The sequence below is a fragment of the Phreatobacter sp. GW821-FHT04C01 genome (genome assembly GCF_059420385.1).
Genome location: NZ_JBWKTP010000002.1, coordinates 916387 through 935101 on the forward strand (window position 1 = coordinate 916387; position 18715 = coordinate 935101).

The 18715-nt window shown below is 68.7% G+C and carries 17 protein-coding genes; 9 read left to right on the plus strand and 8 right to left on the minus strand.

The genetic code is table 11. From position 1 onward, the window contains the following. Positions 1 to 207 precede the first annotated feature (207 nt). The 3 genes from AC07WJ_RS11330 to AC07WJ_RS11340 all read right to left on the minus strand — a co-directional run bounded on the left by AC07WJ_RS11330 (position 208) and on the right by AC07WJ_RS11340 (position 2279). On the minus strand, positions 208 to 1056 hold the full coding sequence (locus AC07WJ_RS11330) for an acyl-CoA thioesterase (protein WP_494934773.1): 849 nt from the start codon (positions 1054 to 1056) through the stop codon (positions 208 to 210). A gap of 108 nt (positions 1057 to 1164) precedes the next feature. After that, on the minus strand, positions 1165 to 1473 hold the full coding sequence (locus tag AC07WJ_RS11335; RefSeq protein WP_494934665.1) for an EthD family reductase: 309 nt from the start codon (positions 1471 to 1473) through the stop codon (positions 1165 to 1167). A gap of 101 nt (positions 1474 to 1574) precedes the next feature. Further along, positions 1575 to 2279 (minus strand): helix-turn-helix transcriptional regulator, encoded by a 705-nt coding sequence (locus tag AC07WJ_RS11340; RefSeq protein WP_494934666.1) that lies wholly within the window; start codon positions 2277 to 2279, stop codon positions 1575 to 1577. A 106-nt stretch (positions 2280 to 2385) separates the two neighbouring features. On the opposite strand from AC07WJ_RS11340, the gene AC07WJ_RS11345 reads away from it, so the two are divergent. From AC07WJ_RS11345 to AC07WJ_RS11360, 4 genes are all read left to right on the plus strand, one after another. Further along, positions 2386 to 3657: an alkyl sulfatase dimerization domain-containing protein gene (locus AC07WJ_RS11345; RefSeq protein ID WP_494934667.1), complete on the plus strand. Its 1272-nt coding sequence runs from the start codon at positions 2386 to 2388 to the stop codon at positions 3655 to 3657. A gap of 171 nt (positions 3658 to 3828) precedes the next feature. Beyond that, positions 3829 to 4593 (plus strand): ABC transporter ATP-binding protein, encoded by a 765-nt coding sequence (locus tag AC07WJ_RS11350; RefSeq protein WP_494934668.1) that lies wholly within the window; start codon positions 3829 to 3831, stop codon positions 4591 to 4593. Next, the gene (locus AC07WJ_RS11355) at positions 4590 to 6125 is read left to right on the plus strand and encodes a permease (RefSeq protein WP_494934669.1); all 1536 of its coding nucleotides are present in this window, start codon (positions 4590 to 4592) and stop codon (positions 6123 to 6125) included. The genes AC07WJ_RS11350 and AC07WJ_RS11355 overlap by 4 nt, the downstream gene beginning before the upstream one ends. A 65-nt stretch (positions 6126 to 6190) precedes the next feature. Next, entirely contained in the window at positions 6191 to 7165 is a 975-nt protein-coding gene (locus AC07WJ_RS11360) for an alpha/beta fold hydrolase (protein WP_494934670.1), read from the plus strand. Between the two features lie 210 nt (positions 7166 to 7375). Here AC07WJ_RS11360 and AC07WJ_RS11365 read toward each other — a convergent pair whose 3' ends face one another. Both AC07WJ_RS11365 and AC07WJ_RS11370 read right to left on the minus strand, forming a co-directional pair. Beyond that, positions 7376 to 8650, minus strand: a complete 1275-nt coding sequence (locus tag AC07WJ_RS11365) for an alpha-hydroxy-acid oxidizing protein (RefSeq protein WP_494934671.1) — start codon at positions 8648 to 8650, stop codon at positions 7376 to 7378. Between the two features lie 31 nt (positions 8651 to 8681). After that, complete coding sequence (locus AC07WJ_RS11370; protein ID WP_494934672.1) at positions 8682 to 9053, minus strand: hypothetical protein; 372 nt, start codon at positions 9051 to 9053, stop codon at positions 8682 to 8684. 181 nt (positions 9054 to 9234) lie between these two features. On the opposite strand from AC07WJ_RS11370, the gene ettA reads away from it, so the two are divergent. After that, complete coding sequence (gene ettA / locus AC07WJ_RS11375) at positions 9235 to 10887, plus strand: energy-dependent translational throttle protein EttA (protein WP_494934673.1); 1653 nt, start codon at positions 9235 to 9237, stop codon at positions 10885 to 10887. 10 nt (positions 10888 to 10897) lie between these two features. Beyond that, a complete protein-coding gene (locus AC07WJ_RS11380) occupies positions 10898 to 11395 on the plus strand; it encodes a GNAT family N-acetyltransferase (protein WP_494934674.1) in 498 nt (165 codons plus the stop codon). An 11-nt stretch (positions 11396 to 11406) separates the two neighbouring features. On the opposite strand, the gene AC07WJ_RS11385 is transcribed toward AC07WJ_RS11380, so the two are convergent. Further along, positions 11407 to 12525, minus strand: coding sequence for a nucleotidyltransferase family protein (locus AC07WJ_RS11385; RefSeq protein ID WP_494934675.1), 1119 nt, complete (start codon positions 12523 to 12525; stop codon positions 11407 to 11409). Positions 12526 to 12740: 215 nt separating this feature from the next. On the opposite strand from AC07WJ_RS11385, the gene AC07WJ_RS11390 reads away from it, so the two are divergent. From AC07WJ_RS11390 to AC07WJ_RS11400, 3 genes are read left to right on the plus strand one after another with little or no spacing between them, the layout of a single operon-like run. Further along, positions 12741 to 13577, plus strand: coding sequence for a hypothetical protein (locus tag AC07WJ_RS11390; protein WP_494934676.1), 837 nt, complete (start codon positions 12741 to 12743; stop codon positions 13575 to 13577). Next, entirely contained in the window at positions 13574 to 14764 is a 1191-nt protein-coding gene (locus AC07WJ_RS11395) for a hypothetical protein (RefSeq protein ID WP_494934677.1), read from the plus strand. Before AC07WJ_RS11390 ends, AC07WJ_RS11395 begins: the two co-directional genes overlap by 4 nt. A 45-nt stretch (positions 14765 to 14809) precedes the next feature. Then, positions 14810 to 15145 (plus strand): hypothetical protein, encoded by a 336-nt coding sequence (locus AC07WJ_RS11400; RefSeq protein ID WP_494934678.1) that lies wholly within the window; start codon positions 14810 to 14812, stop codon positions 15143 to 15145. Between the two features lie 90 nt (positions 15146 to 15235). Here AC07WJ_RS11400 and AC07WJ_RS11405 read toward each other — a convergent pair whose 3' ends face one another. Together AC07WJ_RS11405 and AC07WJ_RS11410 are read right to left on the minus strand one after the other, a co-directional pair. Further along, complete coding sequence (locus AC07WJ_RS11405) at positions 15236 to 17530, minus strand: DUF6165 family protein (RefSeq protein WP_494934679.1); 2295 nt, start codon at positions 17528 to 17530, stop codon at positions 15236 to 15238. Between the two features lie 206 nt (positions 17531 to 17736). After that, positions 17737 to 18438, minus strand: coding sequence for a GntR family transcriptional regulator (locus AC07WJ_RS11410; RefSeq protein WP_494934680.1), 702 nt, complete (start codon positions 18436 to 18438; stop codon positions 17737 to 17739). Between the last annotated feature and the right edge of the window lie 277 nt (positions 18439 to 18715).

Consider the following 18715-nt stretch of genomic DNA (forward strand, 5'->3'; position numbering starts at 1 on the left):
GTCAGGCGCCGGGTGAGGGGCGTAGGCCCCGAGGACTGGTGCCGGCGCTCACGCCGCATACCGCCCTATCCGGAAATGGACGACCCCTCACCCGGCAGCTGACGCTGCCACCCTCTCCCTCTGGGAGAGGGTTGATTCGACTGCGCTTTTCGTCTTGGGGCCGGCCACAACCGGAGTCGCCGACCGACGCGCAAGGCACCCCCACCCTCACGCCTTGAAATAGGCGATCTGCTGGCTGGTCGCGAGCAGGCGGCCGGAGGGTGACCAGAGCTCGGCGGTCTGGTCGGCATAGGATTTGTGGAAGACGTGGGCGTCGGCGACGCCGAGCAGTCCGGTGATGGCTTCGGCCGCCAGATCCGCGGCATCGACGTGGAAATAGGTGGTCATCGACACGGTGCCGAAGGGCACGATGGCGCCCCGGACATGGAAGATGCGGCCGAAAAAGGCATCCGCCATGGCCGACAGCGACAAGGCGTCGACCCGGCGCGGGGGGCTGTCGGCGAGCCAGACGGCGGAGCGGGCGCCGGTCGGCGCCTCGTTCAAGGTCGCGGCGAAGTGCGGGCCGCCCGAGGCAAAGCGGAAATCATATTGCCGGGGCCAGCCCGAAAATTTGTCTCTCGGCAAGGACGGCAGTTGTTCGGCCGGTGTCACCTCCGGCATGGCGCTCGCCTGATGCGACCAGGACGGCCGGCGTTCGGCGAAGACGGCGGTGGCCGTCGCCACCACGCCTTCGTCGCCCTGGAGCAGTTCGATCGACCAATGCTGCGACGACCGGTTGGCACGCACCAGCCGGACCGCGATGTCGAAGCCGCCGCGCGCGATCGGCGCGCAATAGTTGACGGTCAGCGCCAGCGGTTCGCCGCGCCGCTCGTCATGTTCCAGCACCGCCCTGAGCATGGTCGCGGCGGTCGCCCCGCCGAACGGCCCGACAAAGGCCCAATAGAGGTCGCTGGTGGCGCCAGTCCGGCGGGTCCCGTCGGCCAGGACGCGGGTTGCCTGGTCGAACGGATGGAGAGCGGTGATGTCGGACGGCACGGCTGGACTCCTGCGGCGCATGACGCCGGCAGGGTCGGATGCTTCGCCGGTCATTTCAATGACCGGCGAGGTCATCGGCTTCGGCCGTTCGGAGGAGGGCTGGAAACGCTCGTGCTCCGCCCTGTCGCCTCACACCTCGCGATTGTCGAACAGCAACATGTCGACGCCGCCGGTCGCGAAGGTCTGGACGTCGGCGGCCGCCGCCCGCCCCTCGGGGCTCGCAAAGGCCTTCTGGATCGCCGCGACATCCTGGAAATGCAAGGTCGCGATCAGGTGGAAGCCGGAGGCGCCTGCGGGTGTCCCGACGGGGCCCTGGCTGACCTCGTACTTGCCGAGGCCGGGGATCTTCTTGGCGATCGGCACGTGCTTCTCGAAGTAATATGTGTCGAAAGCGGCCGTGTCCTTCGGCGTCTTGTACATCACCACCAGGCGCGCCATGGCATTCCTCCCGCGATCAGGGTTGTCGAGATGGTCCGGCTCTCGCCGCTGCCGGATGAGTGACGCATAACGGACGCCGCGTGTCACTACGGCCGTGCATCTCAGGCGCCGCTCGTGCCCGTCGCCTGGCGGTCGCCATCCTGCTTGAGGAAGTCGAAGGCGGTCCTGCCGGGCTCGGCGCGGAAGCGTTCGTCGAGGATGACGAGATCGGTCATGCGATCGAGCCGGAACACCCGGAAGGCGCCGCGGTCCTCGCACCAGGCGGCGAGCACCCAGACCGGACCGTAGAAGGCCATGACCAGCGGCCGCACCAGCCGTTCGGAAACGAGATCACCGGCGTCCCGGTAGCGGAAGCGGATCTTGCGGTGCTCCCGCATGGCCCGGCGCAGGCCGGCCTGATCGATCGCGATCGGCTCGCGATGGTGATCGGCGGGCGCCCACAAGGTCAGCGCATCCATTCGCCGCCCGAGGGCCTCCGGCAGCACATGGCGCACCTTGGCGATCACGTCGGCGGCGGCCTCGGCCAGTTCCGGATCGGCCCAGGATTGCACGATGCGGGCGCCCAGCAGCAGCGCCTCGACCTGGTCTTCGTTGAACATCAGCGGCGGCAGGTCGAAGCCCGGCCGCAGGATGTAACCGACGCCGGCTTCGCCTTCGATGGGAACGCCCCTGGCGACCATGTCGCGGATGTCCCGATAGATCGTCCGGGGCGAAACCTCCAGGATCCCGGCGATATCGGCGGCTCTCGCCGTCTTTCTCCGACGCAGGATCTGCAGGATCTCGAACAGGCGGTCGGCGCGGCGCATGGCGTGAGACCCTAGGCCATAGCCGCGGCTGTTGACAGTCTCCTGACACAACGCTGGCAAGGGGGCTCGGCTAAGGTCGTCGCGGCGACAATCGAGAATGGCGGCAATGGCGACGGATATGGCGGGACTGGTCGACCGGCTCTGGCAAGGCGAGGCGGCGATGGAGGAATGGAGCGCGGCGGTGGCGGGCGGCGTGATCCGCGAGATCGCCGACGACGTCATGGCCGTCTCGACCGGCTATCTCTTCGGCAACGTCACGGTCATCCGCACGGCCGACGGGCTGGTGATGGTCGATACCGGTAGCCGCGAAACCGCGGCCGAGACCCTTGCCGCGATCCGCCGCTGGGACGATAGCCCGGTCCACACCGTCATCTATAGCCATGGCCATATCGACCATACCTGGGGCGCGCGGCTGCTCGACCAGGAGGCCGAGGCAAAGGGCCGGCCACGGCCACGGATCATCGCGCATCGCAACGTCCTCGATCGCCTGACGCGCTACGATGCAACCCGGGGCCTGAACACCATCGTCATGGGGCGGCAGTTCAATGCATCCGACTATACCTTCCCGGGCGATCATCGGCGCCCGGACGAGGTCTATGACGACAGGCTCGACCTGGCCGTCGGCGGCGTCGAGCTCTCCCTGGTCCATGGCCGCGGCGAGACCGACGACGCCACCTTCGTCTGGCTGCCGCGGCAGCGCATTCTGGTCAGCGGCGACTTCGTCATCTGGGTGTTTCCGAACGCCGGCAACCCGCGCAAGGTCCAGCGCTACGCGCCCGACTGGGCCGCCGCGCTTCGCCGCATGCGGGCGCTGGGCGCGGATATTCTCGTGCCCGGCCACGGCCCGGTCGTCGCCGGCGCTGCGCGCGTCGCCGAAATGCTCGACGACGGTGCCGCCGTGCTGGAGAGCCTGGTTGGCCAGACCCGCGACCTGATGAACCAGGGGCGCTCGCTCGACGACATCCTGCACCAGGTCCGGGCGCCGCGGGCGCTTCTGGCGAAACCCTATCTCCTGCCGAAATATGACGACCCGGAATTCGTGGTTCGCGGCATCTGGCATCTCTATGCCGGCTGGCATGACGGCGATCCGGCCCATCTCAAGCCCGCGCCGGCGGCCGAGCTGGCTCGGGAGATCGCGACCCTCGCGGGCGGAGCCGCGATGCTCGGCCGGCGCGCGGAGGCGCTGGCCGCGGCCGGCCAGCTCCGGCTCGCGGTCCATCTGATCGAAATGGCCGCGACGGCGGATCCGGCCAGCCGCGAGCTCCAGCGGCTGCGCGAGGGCATCTATGCCCGCTGTGTCGACGCGGAGACCTCGCTGATCGGCAAGGCGCTGTTCGCGGTGGCCCGGCGTGACGCGGCGGCGCGCGCGGTGCCCTAAGGACGGGGCGCATCGGCCGATTTGCCCATCTCTTGCCGCGGCGAAGGGATAATCGGCGTCCGGCCGCCATATTCACCATGCGGCTTTACCGCATTTCAATCCCGCTCGGGTCCTCTGGCGGCCTCATCCCTCAAGCGTCCGGCCGAACGGCCGGGCCGAGGAGCCGCACCGATGTCGCCGCCCGCCCTGGTTCTCACCCGTCTCGTCAAGGCCTTCGACCGCCCGGCGGTCGATGGCCTCGACCTCACCGTGCGCGCCGGCGAGTTCTACGCCCTGCTCGGACCGAACGGCGCCGGCAAGACAACCACGCTGCGCATGGTGGCGGGCCTGCTGCGGCCGGATGCCGGCGGCATCTCGGTGTTCGGCATCGATGCGCTCGCCGATCCGGTGGCCGCCAAGCGGCAGATCGCCTGGGTCGCCGACGAACCGATGATCTATGATAAGCTGACGCCGCTCGAATATCTGGCCTTTGTCGCCGGGCTGTGGGGCAGTCCCCCCGCCGGCGCCGAGCGGCAGGCCCGCGCCCTGATCGCGCTTCTCGGCCTCGGCCCGCACGCCAATGAGCGCTGCGAGGGCTTTTCCAAGGGCATGCGCCAGAAGGTGGCGCTGGCCGGCGCGCTGGTGCACGAGCCGCGCCTGATCATCCTGGACGAACCGCTGACCGGGCTCGATGCCGGCTCGGCACGGCTGGTCAAGGACGTGCTGATCGCGCGCGTCGCCGCCGGCGCCACCGTGATCCTGACCACCCATATCCTGGAAGTCGCCGAGCGCATGGCCGAGCGCATCGGCGTGATCGCCCGGGGGCGGCTGGTCGCCGAGGGCACGCTGGAGGAACTGGCGCGCCATGCGGGACGCCGTTCCGGGCAGGCCGGCGGATCGCTGGAGGATGTCTTCCTCGACCTCGTCGCCGCGGATGATCCGGGGCTCGCGGCGTGACCAGCGCCTCGCTGCCGTGGTTCGCCCGCCACGAGCTGCGTCTGGCCTGGCGTGAATGGCTGTGGTGGCTGCGCGGCAAGCGTCACGGCGCGTTGCGCGCCGGGGTGATCGCGACGATCGCGCTCGGCGGCCTGCACATGGTCGCCGGCTTCAGCGTCGCGCCGCTGGCGCGCCTTGACGCCGGCGCCGATCCGGCCGGCCTGCTGATGGTGACCGCCGCCGCCGCCATGGCCTGGATGCTGATGCTGTCGCAGGCGATGGAATCGGTCACCCGGGTGCTCTATGCCCGCGGCGACGTCGACCTGATCCTGTCCTCGCCCGCGCCGGCCCGCACCGTCTTCGCCTTGCGCCTCGGCGGCATCGCCGCCGGCAGCACGGCCATGGCGCTTCTCCTGATCGGTCCCTTCGTCAACATGCTGGCGGTCAAGGGCGGTGCCCACTGGCTCTGGGCCTATGGCCTGCTGGCGGCGATGGGGACATCGGCCGCGGCGCTGGCGATCCTCGCCACGCTCGGCCTGTTCCGCGTCGTCGGGCCGAAGCGCACGCGCTTCGCCGCCCAGGTCATGGCCGCCATCGTCGGCGCCGCCATCGTCATCGGCCTGCAGGTCGCGGCCATCATGGGTCATCAGGGGCTCGGGCGCTTCGCCGTCCTGAGCAGCGAGGCGGTGACCGGCGGGTTGCCTGCGGCGGACAGCCCTTTGTGGTGGCCGGCGCGCGCCGCCCTGGGCGAGGCCTGGCTGACGATCGGCATGCTTGCCCTGGCCCTGGCGCTGCTGGCGCTGGTGATCGCCGCCGCCTCGCACCGCTTCGCCGGCCTGGTCATCGCCGCGGCGAGCACGTCCCGGGCGATGCCGGGCGCCCATGCCCGGTCGGTGCGCTTCGTCGCGGTCAGCCCGGTGCGGGCGCTGCGCGCCAAGGAGCTGAAACTGCTCGCCCGCGACCCCTGGCTGATGTCGCAGACGCTGATGCAGATGCTTTACCTGCTGCCGCCGGCCCTGCTCATGTGGCAGAGCTTCGGCGAGGGCAGCAATCCGGCACCGCTGATCGTGCCGGTGCTGGTGATGGCGGCGGGGCAATTGGCCGGCGGCCTCGCCTGGCTCGCCATTTCCGGCGAGGACGCGCCGGACCTGGTCGCCACCGCGCCGCTCGCGCCGCGCACCGTGCTGAACGCCAAGATCCAGGCGGTGCTGATCGCCGTGGCGCTGCCCATGGCGTCGCTGCTGCTCGCCGTTGCCCTGCTGTCGCCGGCCGCGGCCGCGGTCGCCGCTATCGGCATCCTGCTCGCCGCCGCGAGCGCGACGGCCATTCAGCTGATGTTCCGAATCACGGCCAAGCGCTCGGCTTTCCGCCGCCGGCAGACCGCCTCGCGGGTCGCCACCTTCGCCGAGGCCTTCGCCTCGATCGCCTGGGCGGCCGCGGCGGGACTGGCGGCCGCCGGCTCGCCGATCGCGCTGGTGCCGGCGCTGGCGGCGATCGCGGTCCTCGCCATCGCCAGGGCGCTGGTGCCCGGCCGGGACGGGGCAGGCCGGTAGGTCTTGCACTTTGCCGCGCCGGCCTGTTTGGTCTGGACGTGGCATCAGGCACGCGAGGCTGAGGCATGACCGACGGCGTTGATCCGGCTATCAGGCTTTCGGCCGTCAAGGCCAATGGCATCACCATTCGCTATGCCGAGGCCGGCCAGGGCCCGCTGGTGCTGTTCTGCCATGGCTGGCCGGAGGGCTGGGCGTCCTGGCGCCACCAGTTGAAGGCGGTGGCCGCTGCCGGTTACCGGGCCGTGGCGCCGGACATGCGCGGTTATGGCGGCACCGATGCACCCGCCGAGATCGAGCGCTACACGCTTCTCGACCTGGTCGCCGACCAGGTCGGCCTGGTCAAGGCGCTGGGCGAGACGCAGGCCGTCGTCGTCGGCCACGATTGGGGCGCGCCGGTCGCCTGGCATTGCGCCCTGATCCGGCCGGACGTGTTCCCCGCGGTTGTCGGCATGAGCGTGCCCTGGACGCCGCCCGGCCATGTCGATTTCCTGACCGCGCTGGAAAAGCTCGGGATCCGCGACTTCTACATTCAGTATTTCCAGGCACCGGGCGTCGCCGAAGCCGAGCTGGACCGCGATCCCGAGGACAGCCTGAGACGGCTCTATTTCACCGGCTCGGGCAACCAGCGCGACCGGACCAAGGGCATGACGCATCTCGGGGCCGGCGGCGTGCTCGGCAATACCGTGGATCCCGAGGCGCTGCCGGACTGGCTGCCCGCCGAGCATCTCGCCTATATGGCCGGCGAGTTTCGCCGCGCCGGCTTTCGTGGCGGGCTCAACTGGTATCGCAACTTGACGCGCAATTTCCACCTGACGGCGCCCTGGCGCGGCCAGCCGATCCGCCAGCCGTCCCTGTTCATCGTCGGCGCCAAGGACGGCGTGATGCGCTTTCCCGCGTCCAAGGCGCAGGTCGAGGCCTATCCGCAGACCTTGCCGGGCCTGCGCGGCCTGCATGTGCTCGACATGGCCGGCCACTGGATCCAGCAGGAGCGGCCTGACGAGGTGAGCGCGCTGGTGGTGGATTTCCTGCGCGGCCTTTGAGGGATTGGTGGCGGGAACGTCTGACAAGGCACCACCTGGCGCATCGACCCACACCGCGTCATGGCCGTGCTTGTCACGGCCATCCACGTCTTCGGCGGTCAAGGGAATGCGTGGATGGCCGGCACGAGGCCGGCCATGACGAAGAGGGCGGTGTGGTCACCTTCTCCGGGACGACGAGCGCGGTACCGCCCGCGCGCCTCTCCGCCGATCTCAGCCTTTCACAATTTCCGCCCGAGCGATCTCCGCAATGCTCCGGCAGCCGGTCAGCGCCATGGTGATGTCGAGTTCGGCGATCATGTTCTGGATCACCTCGGCGACCCCCTGTTCGCCGGCCACCGCCAGGCCATAGACATAGGGCCGGCCGAGCAGCACGGCACGGGCGCCGAGCGCCAGGGCCTTGAACATATCGGCGCCCGAGCGAATGCCGCTATCGAACAGAACCGGCGTCGTGCCGGCCGCGGCGACCACGCCGGGCAACGCGTCGAGCGAGCCGACGGCGCCGTCGACCTGACGGCCGCCATGGTTCGACACGACGATGCCGTCGACGCCGCGATTGACCGCCTCCCTGGCGTCCGCGGCACTCTGGATGCCCTTCAGCAGCACCGGCAGCCGGGTCATTTCCTTGAGCCTGGAGACGTCGTCCCAGACCAGGTCCGGGCGCGAATAGATCTGGGTGAAGCGGGCGACCGCCGAGCGCGTGGCCGAAAGGCTGATGCCGAAGCGGCGTGACGCGGCGAGGAGATCGATCAGCGCCGTGACGAGATCGAGCCCCGAGGGCCTGATCGGCGCGGCCGGCGGCGCCGGCGGCAGCTTGGCCAGGAACACCGGGTCGGTCAGATATTGCGCCAGCCCCTGGCCGCGCAGGAAGGGCAGGGACGCGAGGTCCAGATCGCGCGGCCGCCAGCCGAGAATGGTCGTGTCGAGGGTCAGCACGATCGCCTCGCAGCCGGATGTCTCGGCGCGCGCCACCAGCGAACGGGTCAGGTCGTCATCGGTGCTCCAATAGAGCTGGAACCAGCGCGGCGTATCGCCGAGCGTGGCGGCCACGTCCTCCATGGCGACGGAAGCCTGGTTGGAGAAGACCATGCCGATGCCTTCGGCCCTGGCCGCGCGGGCAACCGCGCGTTCGGCCTGTTTGTGCGCCATTTCCAGGACGCCGATCGGAGCCAGCATGAACGGCGCCTTGTGGGTGCGGCCGAACAGCGACACCTGGAGATCCCGGCGCGAGGCATCGGCCAGCATGCGCGGCATGATGGCGACCCGGTCCAGGGCCGCCCGGTTGGCCGCCATGGTCCGCTCCATGCCGGCGCCGCCGGCGACATAACCGAAGGCGTTGCGGGTCATGGCGCGGCCGGCGGCGTCTTCGAGGGCCGCCGGCGCCACCGGCACCGCCGGCAATGTGCCGCCGAGGCCGCGCAGATAGATCGCGGTCTGGCGCGTCCGGCCAGGGCCGGGGGGCGGTGGGCTTCCGGCCATGTCGGTCATCGGGCCTGTCCTGCGGTGATGCCTGCTTCGCTCAGCGGATCGGGGTCAGTCGTTCCTTGCCGACCCCTTCGGTACCGGCAATGCTCCAGGTGCCTTCCAGCACCCCGTTCGGGCCAAGCCGGTAGACGACCAGGCCGATCGCATCGCCGAGCTTGTAGGCCGCCGACAGGACATCGCCCTGGCGCATGCAGAAACCCTGGCTCGGTGGCGTGTTGCGCAGCGCCCAGCGGATGGCGCAATTGCCGCCGGCGGTGCCGGAAATTTCGGCGGTGCCGGAATAGGTCGAGCCGTTGGCGTTCTGGCCCTGGACCTGATAGCGGCCGCCGACCTCCTGGGCGCTGGCGGCGGAGAGGGCGGCCAGGCCGATGACGGTGCTCGAAACAACCATGCGCAAGGCGTTCATGCCGGTCCTCCCCTGGGGCTCGAGACGTCGGGGCTCAAGCGCGAGGGCCAGTGTCGCCCGATCATGTCGCAACGTCACCTCAGGAAATTTCCGGTGTTGCAGCTTGCGCCAGGGGGGAGGGTGACGTTATCTGCGCCCCAAATCCCTATCACCGCTAAAGTCCGACAGGACGCGAGACCCCATGGCCCGTCAATTCGCCTATCACATGTCCGGCCTGACCAAGGCCTATCCGAACGGCAAGAAGGTTCTGGAGAACGTCCACCTGTCGTTCTATCCGGATGCCAAGATCGGCGTGCTCGGCGTCAACGGCGCCGGTAAATCGACGCTGCTGCGCATCATGGCCGGCATCGACAAGGAATATACCGGCGAGGCCTGGGCCGCCGAAGGCGTGCGGGTCGGTTATCTCTCGCAGGAGCCGCAGCTCGATCCGAACCTCACGGTGCGCGAGAACGTCATGCTCGGCGTTGCCGCCAAGAAGGCGATCCTCGACCGCTACAACGAACTCGCCATGAACTATTCGGACGAGTCGGCCGACGAGATGGCCAAGCTGCAGGACGAGATCGAGGCCAAGGGCCTGTGGGATCTCGACAGCCAGGTCGACCAGGCCATGGACGCCTTGATCTGCCCGCCCGACGACTGGGCGGTGGACAAGCTGTCGGGTGGTGAGAAGCGCCGCGTGGCGCTGTGCAAGCTGTTGCTCGACCAGCCGGAAGTGCTGCTGCTCGACGAACCGACCAACCATCTCGACGCCGAGACGACCGCCTGGCTCGAAGGCCATCTGCGCAGCTATCCCGGCGCCATCCTGATCGTCACCCACGACCGCTACTTCCTCGACAACGTCACCGGCTGGATCCTCGAGCTCGATCGCGGCCGCGGCCTGCCCTATGAGGGCAATTATTCGTCCTGGCTCGCCCAGAAGCAGAAGCGGCTGATCCAGGAAGGCCGCGAGGAAGAGACGCGCCTGAAGGCGCTCGCCCGCGAGCAGGAATGGATGGGCGCTTCGCCCAAGGCCCGCCAGGCCAAGAGCAAGGCGCGCATCCAGCGTTACGACGAACTGGTCAAGCAGGCCGCCGAGGCCGGCCCGACCACCGCTCAGATCATCATTCCGATCGCCGAGCGGCTCGGCCAGAACGTCATCGAGTTCAACGACCTGTCCAAGGCCTATGGCGACAAGCTGCTGATCGACGGCCTGTCGTTCCGGCTGCCGCCGGGCGGCATCGTCGGCATTATCGGGCCGAACGGCGCCGGCAAGACCACGCTGTTCCGCATGATCGCGGGCCTGGAAAAGCCCGACCGGGGCGAGATCCTGATCGGCGAGACCGTCAAGCTCGGTTATGTCGACCAGTCGCGCGACGCGCTGGCCGCCGACAAGACGGTCTATGAGGAAATCTCCGGCGGCAACGAGATCCTCTATCTGGGCAAGCGCGAGATCAATGCGCGGGCCTATTGCGGCGCCTTCAACTTCAAGGGTGGCGACCAGCAGAAGAAGGTCGGCCAGATCTCGGGCGGTGAGCGCAACCGCGTGCATCTCGCCAAGATCCTGCAGCGCGGCGCCAACGTCCTGCTGCTCGACGAACCGACCAACGATCTCGACGTCGATACCCTGCGCGCGCTCGAGGAGGCGCTCGAGGACTATGCCGGCTGCGCCGTGGTGATCAGCCACGACCGCATGTTCCTCGACCGCATCGCCACCCATATCCTGGCCTTCGAAGGCGACAGCCATGTCGAGTGGTTCGAAGGCAATTTCCAGGATTACGAAGAAGACAAGAAGCGCCGTCTCGGCATCGATTCGACCATTCCGAAGCGCATTCAGTACAAGAAGTTCTCGCGCTGAGTGACAGCCCATGGCGGATGACGCCCTCGATATCCGGCTCTGCGGCCCCGGGGACCATGCCGACATCGCCTTGATGAACCAGGCGATGGACCGGCATTACAACCCGCAGCTGGAGCCGGACAGGATCGAGGACGTCACCGACCTGCTCGCCCGGATCGAGCGCGACCGGCGCTTCGGCAGCCAGTTCGCGCTCGCCCGCCACGGCGGCCGGCCGGTCGGTTTCGCCGCCTTCGCGGTGATCCATCCGGGACGGCGGCTCAAGGGCCTGATCTTCCTCAAGGACCTGTTCGTCGCGCCGGAGGCCCGCGGGCTCGGCGTCGGCGAGGCGCTGATGCGTTTCCTGGCGCGCTTCGCCATTGACAACGGCATCGGCCGCATCGACCTGACCGCCGAGCCGCAAAACGACGGGGCGATCCGCTTCTACGAGCGCCTGGGCATGACGGTCCGGCCGGCGATCTTCTATCGGCTCGACGGCGAGGGGCTCGAAAAGCTGGCCGGCGGCGGCTGAGGGCTGAGGCCCTACGTCTCTGGACCCGCCGATCGCGAGGCCAGCCAGCGGCTGAACGACGCCTTGATCCTGTGGGTGCGCCGGGCGTTGACCCGGGCATGGGCGCGCCAGCTTCGCTCCGGTCCGAGGTTCAGCGCATAGGCATCGCGTTCCCAGGCTGTCGCCCGCGACAACAAGCCGGCGCCGCGCGATATCCTGGCGAGCACAGGCCAGTGGCGCTGCGTTTCGCAGCGCCAGCCATGCAGGCGGCCTTTTCGGTCGCCGGCGAAAGGGGGCGGCAAAGGGCTCGCGAGGATGCGATGAGCCGTGTGGATCGCGCCCGACAGCACCGGAAACAGGCCGCGGGCGCGCGCCTCGGCGGCGAGCCTTTGCCAGTCGCATGCGGTCTCGCCGCGCGCCACCAGCCGCGCCAGGTCGAGCCCGTCGCGCAGGCTGAACAGGCCGGCGACCCAATCGCCGTTCTCGACCTGGGCATGCACCACGTTATGGGCGATGCGATGATGGATCGCCGGCATCAGCAGGCCGGCTGCGACAGGGGTGGCCTCCGCGAGCAGATCGGCGGCCGGAACGAGGCCTGCCCGATGCGCGAGATCGCGGTGGATTTCGACGCTGGCCTCGCCATCGGGCGGCAAGAGCGGCGTCACATGAAAATGGCCGTCCTCGGTTCCGCCCATGTCGCGATAGCCGATACGCCTGAGCACCTCGACCGCGGTTTCGATGGTTCCGGCGGGCATCAGGAGGTCGATGTCGCGCATCATCCGGTCCGGCTGGACGGGATCGTCGAATAGCCAGGTGGCCCCTTTCAACAGCGTGGCCTGCAATCCCGCCGCGTCGAGCGCCTGGCCGATCGTCCGGCATTGCCGGGCGATCCGCGCGTTGCGCTCGACGTTCTGCTGATGGAGCAGGGCGAGATAGTCCCTGGCATCCGCGGGAATGTCGTCCTGGCCGCCGCAACGGGCGAGCCCGGTCCAGAGCGCCGGCGTGACGAATTCGCGGTTGGCCAGCGCCATGATCGCCAGCCAGTCGAGCCGCGGATCGGTGATGCCGGCAGGGCGTTCACCGCCGCCCGCCGCGCCAACGGCTGCGGTCAGGCACCCGTCAATGGCGGCCCAGTCCGTCCGGGAGGTCATGACCCGGCAACCCGAGGTTTCGCCATGACGATGGATCTTCTCCTGCCGCGCTCGCCCGCGGTAGCCGCGCCGCGCGCCGCTATCGGCTTCATTCTAGCGCAGGCGCCGGCCGGCGGAAGGCCTGTCGGGCCAGGAGCTCGTCCCACGGGAATGCTTGACCCCTTCGGTCGTTTCGGAAACTGTGCGCGCCGAACGGGCTTGTGAATGGCAGGGGCATGGACGTCCAGATCAAGATTATTCTGCAGGGTGGCCATAGCTGGGAGTTCTGCTGCGACGAGGACGATCCCATGGTCTTCGGGCTGGTCTCGGCGCTGCCGGGCGCCAATGTCGGTGGTCCGGCCTCGCCCGACGGCCTGGTGCAGGTGGCGGCGCGCGGCGGCGAACGCATCTACCTGCCGCGCCAGTCGCTGGTGGCGGTGCAGATCGCGCCGTTGACATCGGATGTTCCGGCCGGACAGGCGCGTCGCTTCGCCATCCCAACGGCCGGCTTTACCGGGGGAATGTCGGCGCCGGCGCCTTTTGCCATCGTTGCGGATGCCGTGTCGCGCTCGCTGCACCAGAATTTGCTGGATCATGCCTGTGCACAGGGCGAGGCTGATTCTGCCGGCGAGGGGACGCCGTCCTTCGGGCTCGGCCCCCTCGACGAGGCGGTTCGCCGGGCCTTCACCTTGCAATGGGAAAAATGCCATGCGGCCTTCGGGCTGCCCGGTCCCTCCGACGTCCATTTCGTCTGGCGCATCTTCGCGCTCGGCCAGGCACAGGCGCTGCCGACGGAGGTCGGCGACGATGATGTCGCCACGCTGATCTATCATTTCCACAAGCCGGAAAAAGCCTTTACCGGGGGCGGCATGCGGCTGTTCGACCAGGCGATCGAACCGGGCGCGCAGCGTGCCACCGCGACGTTCCGCGACATCGAGCTCGGCGACAACGGCTTGCTTGCCGTCCCCGCCGATACGCTCGGCGTGGGCTTGCCGGTCTTTTGCACCAGCACCGCCTTTGGCGACAAGCTGTTCGTCCTGCGCGGGGCCGTGCGCAGAGGCTCCGGCGCGTGACCGATAGGCCGCTGGGCATCGCCGGCCGCGCCGACGCCGTGTCGTTCCACGCCGTGGCGGGCGGGGGTGTGCTGTTTCACGCGGGCAATGGCCGGCTCTATGCCTTGAACCCGACCGCCGGGCTGGCCTGGCTTTGCGTCAAGGACGGCCTTTCCGAGGCGGAGAGCCTGCGCGTCATGGCCGAGTCCCTGGCGATCGACCCGGCCACCGCCAGGCAATGGCTCGGCGACAGCATGGCGGCCTTCGACCGGCTCGGGCTGCTGGCCGATAGGTTCGGGAATGAGGGACGTGAAACACCCGCCCCGGGCGAGCGGTCGCCGCGACCCGGCCGGGCGGTGCCATGGGCGGGCCGGCGCTACCGGCTGCTTGACCGGACGATCCAGGTGAATGCGCCGCCCGACCTTCAGGCCGCGATCGCAAGCCTTCTGGGCGCCGTGCGTCTCGCCAATACGCAAGACGCCGGCGACCCGCCGGTCGCCGTTCAGGTCGACCTCGTTCCGGCCGGCGACGCCTGGGAGATCGTCGTGCAAGGCCAGGCCGAGGTGACCTGCGCCCCGTCGGGCGTGGTCGCCGAGGTCGAACGCCTGGTCATCCAGGCCCTCGTGCCGGCGGTGCCGCATTTGCTGACCCTGCATGCGGCCGCCCTGCAGCGGGCCGACCGCACGCTGCTGCTCGCCGGGCCGTCGGGCTCGGGCAAGACCACGTTGAGCGTGGCGCTGGCGCATGCCGGCTGGGGCTTCGGTTCCGACGAGATCGTGCTGGTCGAGCATGGCTTGTCGTTGCGGCCGGTGCCATTGCCGCCCTGCATCAAATCGGACAGCTTCGCGCTGATCGAGAGCTGGTTTCCGCACCTGCGCGATGCGCCGGCCCATGATCGCTACGGCAGGAGCGTGAAGTTCCTGTCGATCGAGGCCCGCCGCTTCCAGCCGAATCGCATCAGCGTCGTGTTTCCGCGGTTTCGCCCAGGCGGCGGCAACCTCCTTCAGCCCATGGACGGTTTTGCCGGGCTGGAGCGCCTGCTCGAGCAATGCGTGTTCGTGCCGCCGGGCTTCGCGCATGACGATGTCGACACCTTGCTGCGCTGGCATGCCACGCTCGACTATTTCGACTTGGCCTTCGACTGTTGCAGCTCTGCCATTGATCTGTTGAGCAAGATCGGCCATGGGTATGATGCCGACTTGCCGTAAGGTTCTTTTGCGGTGCTATTCTTACATTGACCGGCGGAGCGCATGATGACGGATGAGACGCAGGACAGCGAGAGGTTGCGGGCCGAGCGCCGCGCGTTCCTGGAGAAGTGCGGGCGGTTCGCCGCGGTGACCCCGCCGGTGGTGACCCTCATGCTGGCATCGAGCGACAAGGCCAAGGCGGCGCTGGCGACATCGGGCAGCTCGACCACGACGACGACCACCACCACGACCCCGACCACCACGACGACCCCGACCACCGTCACGACCACGACCACCGTCACGACCACGACCACCAACGTCATGCGGATGATGGACGGCGACGGTTCCGCGCAGGACACCGCCTTCATGATCGATTCCATGGGCGTGATGAAGCACGGCTGACGGCAGGGAAACGCGCCTCGCGGCGCGATCCGCGTTTCCCGTCAGGTGTCTGGAGCAGACCCGGGCGCGCTCGCCGGCCGGGCAGAGCGGCTATGACGGCCGGTGACCATAGTCGTGGTACTGCTTCTCTTCGACGAAGGCGGAGTTCATCCGCTGGTTGATCATCCGCTTCAGCCGCCCGCGCTCGTCATTGACGATGTAGACGCTACGGGCGAGCGAAATGAACTCGGCGTCGAAGCGCTGCTCCGCCTCGCAGTTCCGGATCGCGTCCTCGATATCCCAGAGCTTCCGATTGGTGACACGCAGCGCGTCATAGTCCGTCCGGACCTCCGGCGGCAGCCGGTCGGCGCCTGCCGCCATTTCCAGATGCGCCAGCTCGCGCCGGACGTTTGCCAGCGCCGCCGTCGATGTCAGGCGCTCCGCCTTGATCTCCAGGATGGTGATCTTGTCGAGAAGCTCACCCCAGGAAACGTCGACCTGCGGCGTCGGCGCCGCGGCCTCTCCGGGGACCGGGGCAGGGCCCGCATCGAGGCTCGCGGCTGTCCGGCCTGCCAAGTGATCGGTCAGCGCCTGCGCCATTCGCGCGAAGACATCATCCCACGCGCCGGCATGTTTCTGGCGGAACAGCCGCGCGGTCGGATACCAGGCGGTATCGGCGCGATCCCTCAGCCAGCGCCATTCGGAGGCGGTGTGAAGCGCGATCCAGACCGGTCGCCCCAGGGCTCCCGCCAAATGCACCATGGCCGTGTCGCAGCTGATCACCAGGTCCAGCGTCGCCATCACCGCGGCCGAATCGATGAAACCATCCTCGCCCTTGTCGAAATCGGGGCCGAGATCCTCGATCCGCATGCCCTCGGGAAGGGTGTCGAGGGCTTCGCCGGCCGTCTTCAGCTGAAGGCTGATCAGGCGCACACCGGGGATCGCGGCGATCGGCTTCAACGCGGAGAGCGGATAGGAACGCAGGCCGTCGCCGTTCGGATAACGATTGCCCTGCCAGACCACCCCGATGCGAAAGCCGTGATCGCCGATCCGAGGGGCCCATGCCCGGACCCGCTCCGGCTCGGCGGCGAGATAAGGCTCGGCCGGCAGTTGCAGGCCCCGGCGCTCGAACACGCCGGGCAGGCTCATCAGCGAACACTGGTAATCGAAGGTCATGCCATCGGGGACGACGTCGAAAAGCGTCGGCTCTTCCGGCAGGCTGCCGAGCAGCCGATGCAAGCGCTTGCCGACGAGATAGAACGCCGACGCGCCGAGCTTGCCCAGGGCCGGGAGATAGCGCGCGAACTGGATCTGATCGCCATTGCCCTGCTCGGCGAGAACCAGGATCGACTTGCCCTCCAGGGGCTCGCCGGTCCAGGGCGCGGCGCGGATGTCGTCGCGCGCCCATTTCTTGCCGCCCATCGGGAACCTGGACTCATAGGCCCGCCAGCCTTCGCTGAGGTTGCCGCGGGCGAGCTGGGCGCAGGCCAGGTTGAACATCGGAACGGCGGAGCCCGGTTCCAGCACGAGCGCTTTCCGGCAGGCCTCGATCGCCTCGTCGAAGCGGCTGAGACCGAGCAGCGCCAGCGCCATGTTGGCATAGCCGGCCGCGCTCGCCGGTTGCAGGGCCAATGCGCGCCGGTAGGCGTCGAGGGCGAGAGAATGCCGGTGGGTGCCGAGCAGGCCCAGGGCGAGCCCCATCCAGCCGTCGAGGTTGTCCTGGTCGCGATCGATCACGGCTTGGTAGGCGGTGACGGCCGCCTCGAACTGCCTGCTGTCGTTGAGGGCGGCGCCGAGCTTCGCCCAAGTCGCGCCGTCGCCCGGGCGCAGAGCGACCGATTGGCGATAGGCGTCGATCGCCGGTTCGTCCTGCTTGAGCTTGCGCAGCACGGCGCCGAGCTCGGCGGCGGCGGCCGGATCCGCCGGCCTCAGGTCGCAGGCCCGCCGCAGCCATTTCAGGGCTTCGTCATGCCGGTCCATGGCCTGCAGCACGATGCCCTGGTGAAAGCAGACGAGCCCGTCATCGGGAGCGGCGGCGGCCATCTCGCCGAAACAGGCCAGCGCTTCGTCGTAGCGTTTCAGGGTGCCGAGCGTGCGGCCGGCATTGATCTTGGCCGCCGTCAGGGTCGGATCGGCGAGCACGGCGCGCCGGAACCAGTTCAGGCCGTCCTCGTGTTGCCCGAGATCGCAAAGCAGGTTGCCGAGCGTGTCGGCCGCTGCCGCATCGCCCGGCTGGCGCGCGCAGTAGCTGCGCCAGGCCTGGCTGGCCTCCTCGGTCCGGCCGGCGCGCTGCAGGTCTTGCGCCCGTGACTTCAGGATGGCGACATCGATGGCGGGAACGGCCCCGGCCGGATCCGGCAGGCTGTCCGGAGACTGGGATGCGTGCTGCCGAAGCGGCGTGTTCATGGGGTTCGGACCGGACTGCATGGGGTTGCGGCAACAAGGCGCGGGGACCGCATCCTTGGCAAACAATCGAGCGATTGCAAAGCCTTCCGTCATGCGGCGGCGGAAAACGCGTCAATGGATCGCGGTTGCGCGGGATCCGCTGCCGTCCTGCGCGCCATCGTCGCCGAGGATCCCGGGCGGTTCGTGCCCTCGGGCCGATCCCCGGATCAGGCCCGTCGCCGCTGCAAGGGGCGCGCAGGCGTCTGGCTGTCGACCGCCGCGAGTGAACTGAAGCGGGCATTGCGGATGTGCCGGCGCATGGCGCTTTCGGCGGCATCGGGGTTGCGCCCCTGCAGGGCGTTCAGAATATCGCGGTGCTCGTTGAGCGCAGCCTGCGCGCGGCCGGGCCGCGTGCTCGAGCGCAGGCGGTGGATGCGCAACTGGTAATAGACTTCGTCCAGCAGGACCCGCTCGATCCGCTCGCAGCGCGCCGCGCGCACGATGGCGAAATGAAAGTCGTCGTCCTTCGACCGCTGGAGATAGGCTTCGCCTGCGGCCAGCGCCGGTTGGGCCGCGTGGTGCGCGAGCAGGCCGTCGAGCTCGTCCAGTTCGCCGACGGTCATGCGTTCGGTAGCCAGGCGCGCGGCCATGCCTTCCAGCGCCTCACGCACGAAGAACAATTGCTCGAGATCCTCGCGGGCGAACTCGATGACATGCACGCCGATGCGCGGGGTGCGCATGACAAGGCGTCCCTCCAGGCGGCCGAGGGCCTCGCGCAGCGGGCCCCGGCTGATGCCCAGCTGGCGGGCGAGCTCGGCCTCCGACAGGCGCTCGCCCGGCTCGAACTCGCCAGAGGTGATCGCCTCGACCAGTTTCCCGAAGGCCTCGTTGGCCAGGGACGTCCCTGAGATCGGGTTGAGAACACTCATTCCAACGGTCCCGCCATTCGCCGTGAGTCGGCATTATGCATCAATCCGTGCCGCGCGGCGACACCTGATGACTGTTGACAGTATCAGGGGAAATATCCGTTCCAGCACTGTCCTTAGCGCCTATCGACATCGTCCTGTGCTTCCGCTTGAATGTCGAAGGACCGATATTGTCGCATTTTTTGTTGAATTTGTGAGCTTTTCCCGGAGATTGCCTCGGCAGTTTCGATTGTTTTCGATCATTCGGTAAACTGTTGACAGTTTGAATGGCGCGGTTAAG

What these genes read in the sequence shown, in the direction of transcription:
- AC07WJ_RS11410 (WP_494934680.1), bottom strand. Translation starts at nt 18,438, where the DNA reads ATGAGTGTTCTCAACCCGATCTCAGGGACGTCCCTGGCCAACGAGGCC.
- AC07WJ_RS11350 (WP_494934668.1), top strand. Translation starts at nt 3,829, where the DNA reads ATGTCGCCGCCCGCCCTGGTTCTCACCCGTCTCGTCAAGGCCTTCGAC.
- AC07WJ_RS11360 (WP_494934670.1), top strand. Translation starts at nt 6,191, where the DNA reads ATGACCGACGGCGTTGATCCGGCTATCAGGCTTTCGGCCGTCAAGGCC.
- AC07WJ_RS11365 (WP_494934671.1), bottom strand. Translation starts at nt 8,650, where the DNA reads ATGACCGACATGGCCGGAAGCCCACCGCCCCCCGGCCCTGGCCGGACG.
- AC07WJ_RS11390 (WP_494934676.1), top strand. Translation starts at nt 12,741, where the DNA reads ATGGACGTCCAGATCAAGATTATTCTGCAGGGTGGCCATAGCTGGGAG.
- AC07WJ_RS11385 (WP_494934675.1), bottom strand. Translation starts at nt 12,525, where the DNA reads ATGACCTCCCGGACGGACTGGGCCGCCATTGACGGGTGCCTGACCGCA.
- AC07WJ_RS11330 (WP_494934773.1), bottom strand. Translation starts at nt 1,056, where the DNA reads ATGCGCCGCAGGAGTCCAGCCGTGCCGTCCGACATCACCGCTCTCCAT.
- AC07WJ_RS11370 (WP_494934672.1), bottom strand. Translation starts at nt 9,053, where the DNA reads ATGAACGCCTTGCGCATGGTTGTTTCGAGCACCGTCATCGGCCTGGCC.
- AC07WJ_RS11400 (WP_494934678.1), top strand. Translation starts at nt 14,810, where the DNA reads ATGACGGATGAGACGCAGGACAGCGAGAGGTTGCGGGCCGAGCGCCGC.
- AC07WJ_RS11380 (WP_494934674.1), top strand. Translation starts at nt 10,898, where the DNA reads ATGGCGGATGACGCCCTCGATATCCGGCTCTGCGGCCCCGGGGACCAT.
- AC07WJ_RS11340 (WP_494934666.1), bottom strand. Translation starts at nt 2,279, where the DNA reads ATGCGCCGCGCCGACCGCCTGTTCGAGATCCTGCAGATCCTGCGTCGG.
- AC07WJ_RS11335 (WP_494934665.1), bottom strand. Translation starts at nt 1,473, where the DNA reads ATGGCGCGCCTGGTGGTGATGTACAAGACGCCGAAGGACACGGCCGCT.
- AC07WJ_RS11405 (WP_494934679.1), bottom strand. Translation starts at nt 17,530, where the DNA reads ATGAACACGCCGCTTCGGCAGCACGCATCCCAGTCTCCGGACAGCCTG.
- AC07WJ_RS11345 (WP_494934667.1), top strand. Translation starts at nt 2,386, where the DNA reads ATGGCGACGGATATGGCGGGACTGGTCGACCGGCTCTGGCAAGGCGAG.
- ettA (WP_494934673.1), top strand. Translation starts at nt 9,235, where the DNA reads ATGGCCCGTCAATTCGCCTATCACATGTCCGGCCTGACCAAGGCCTAT.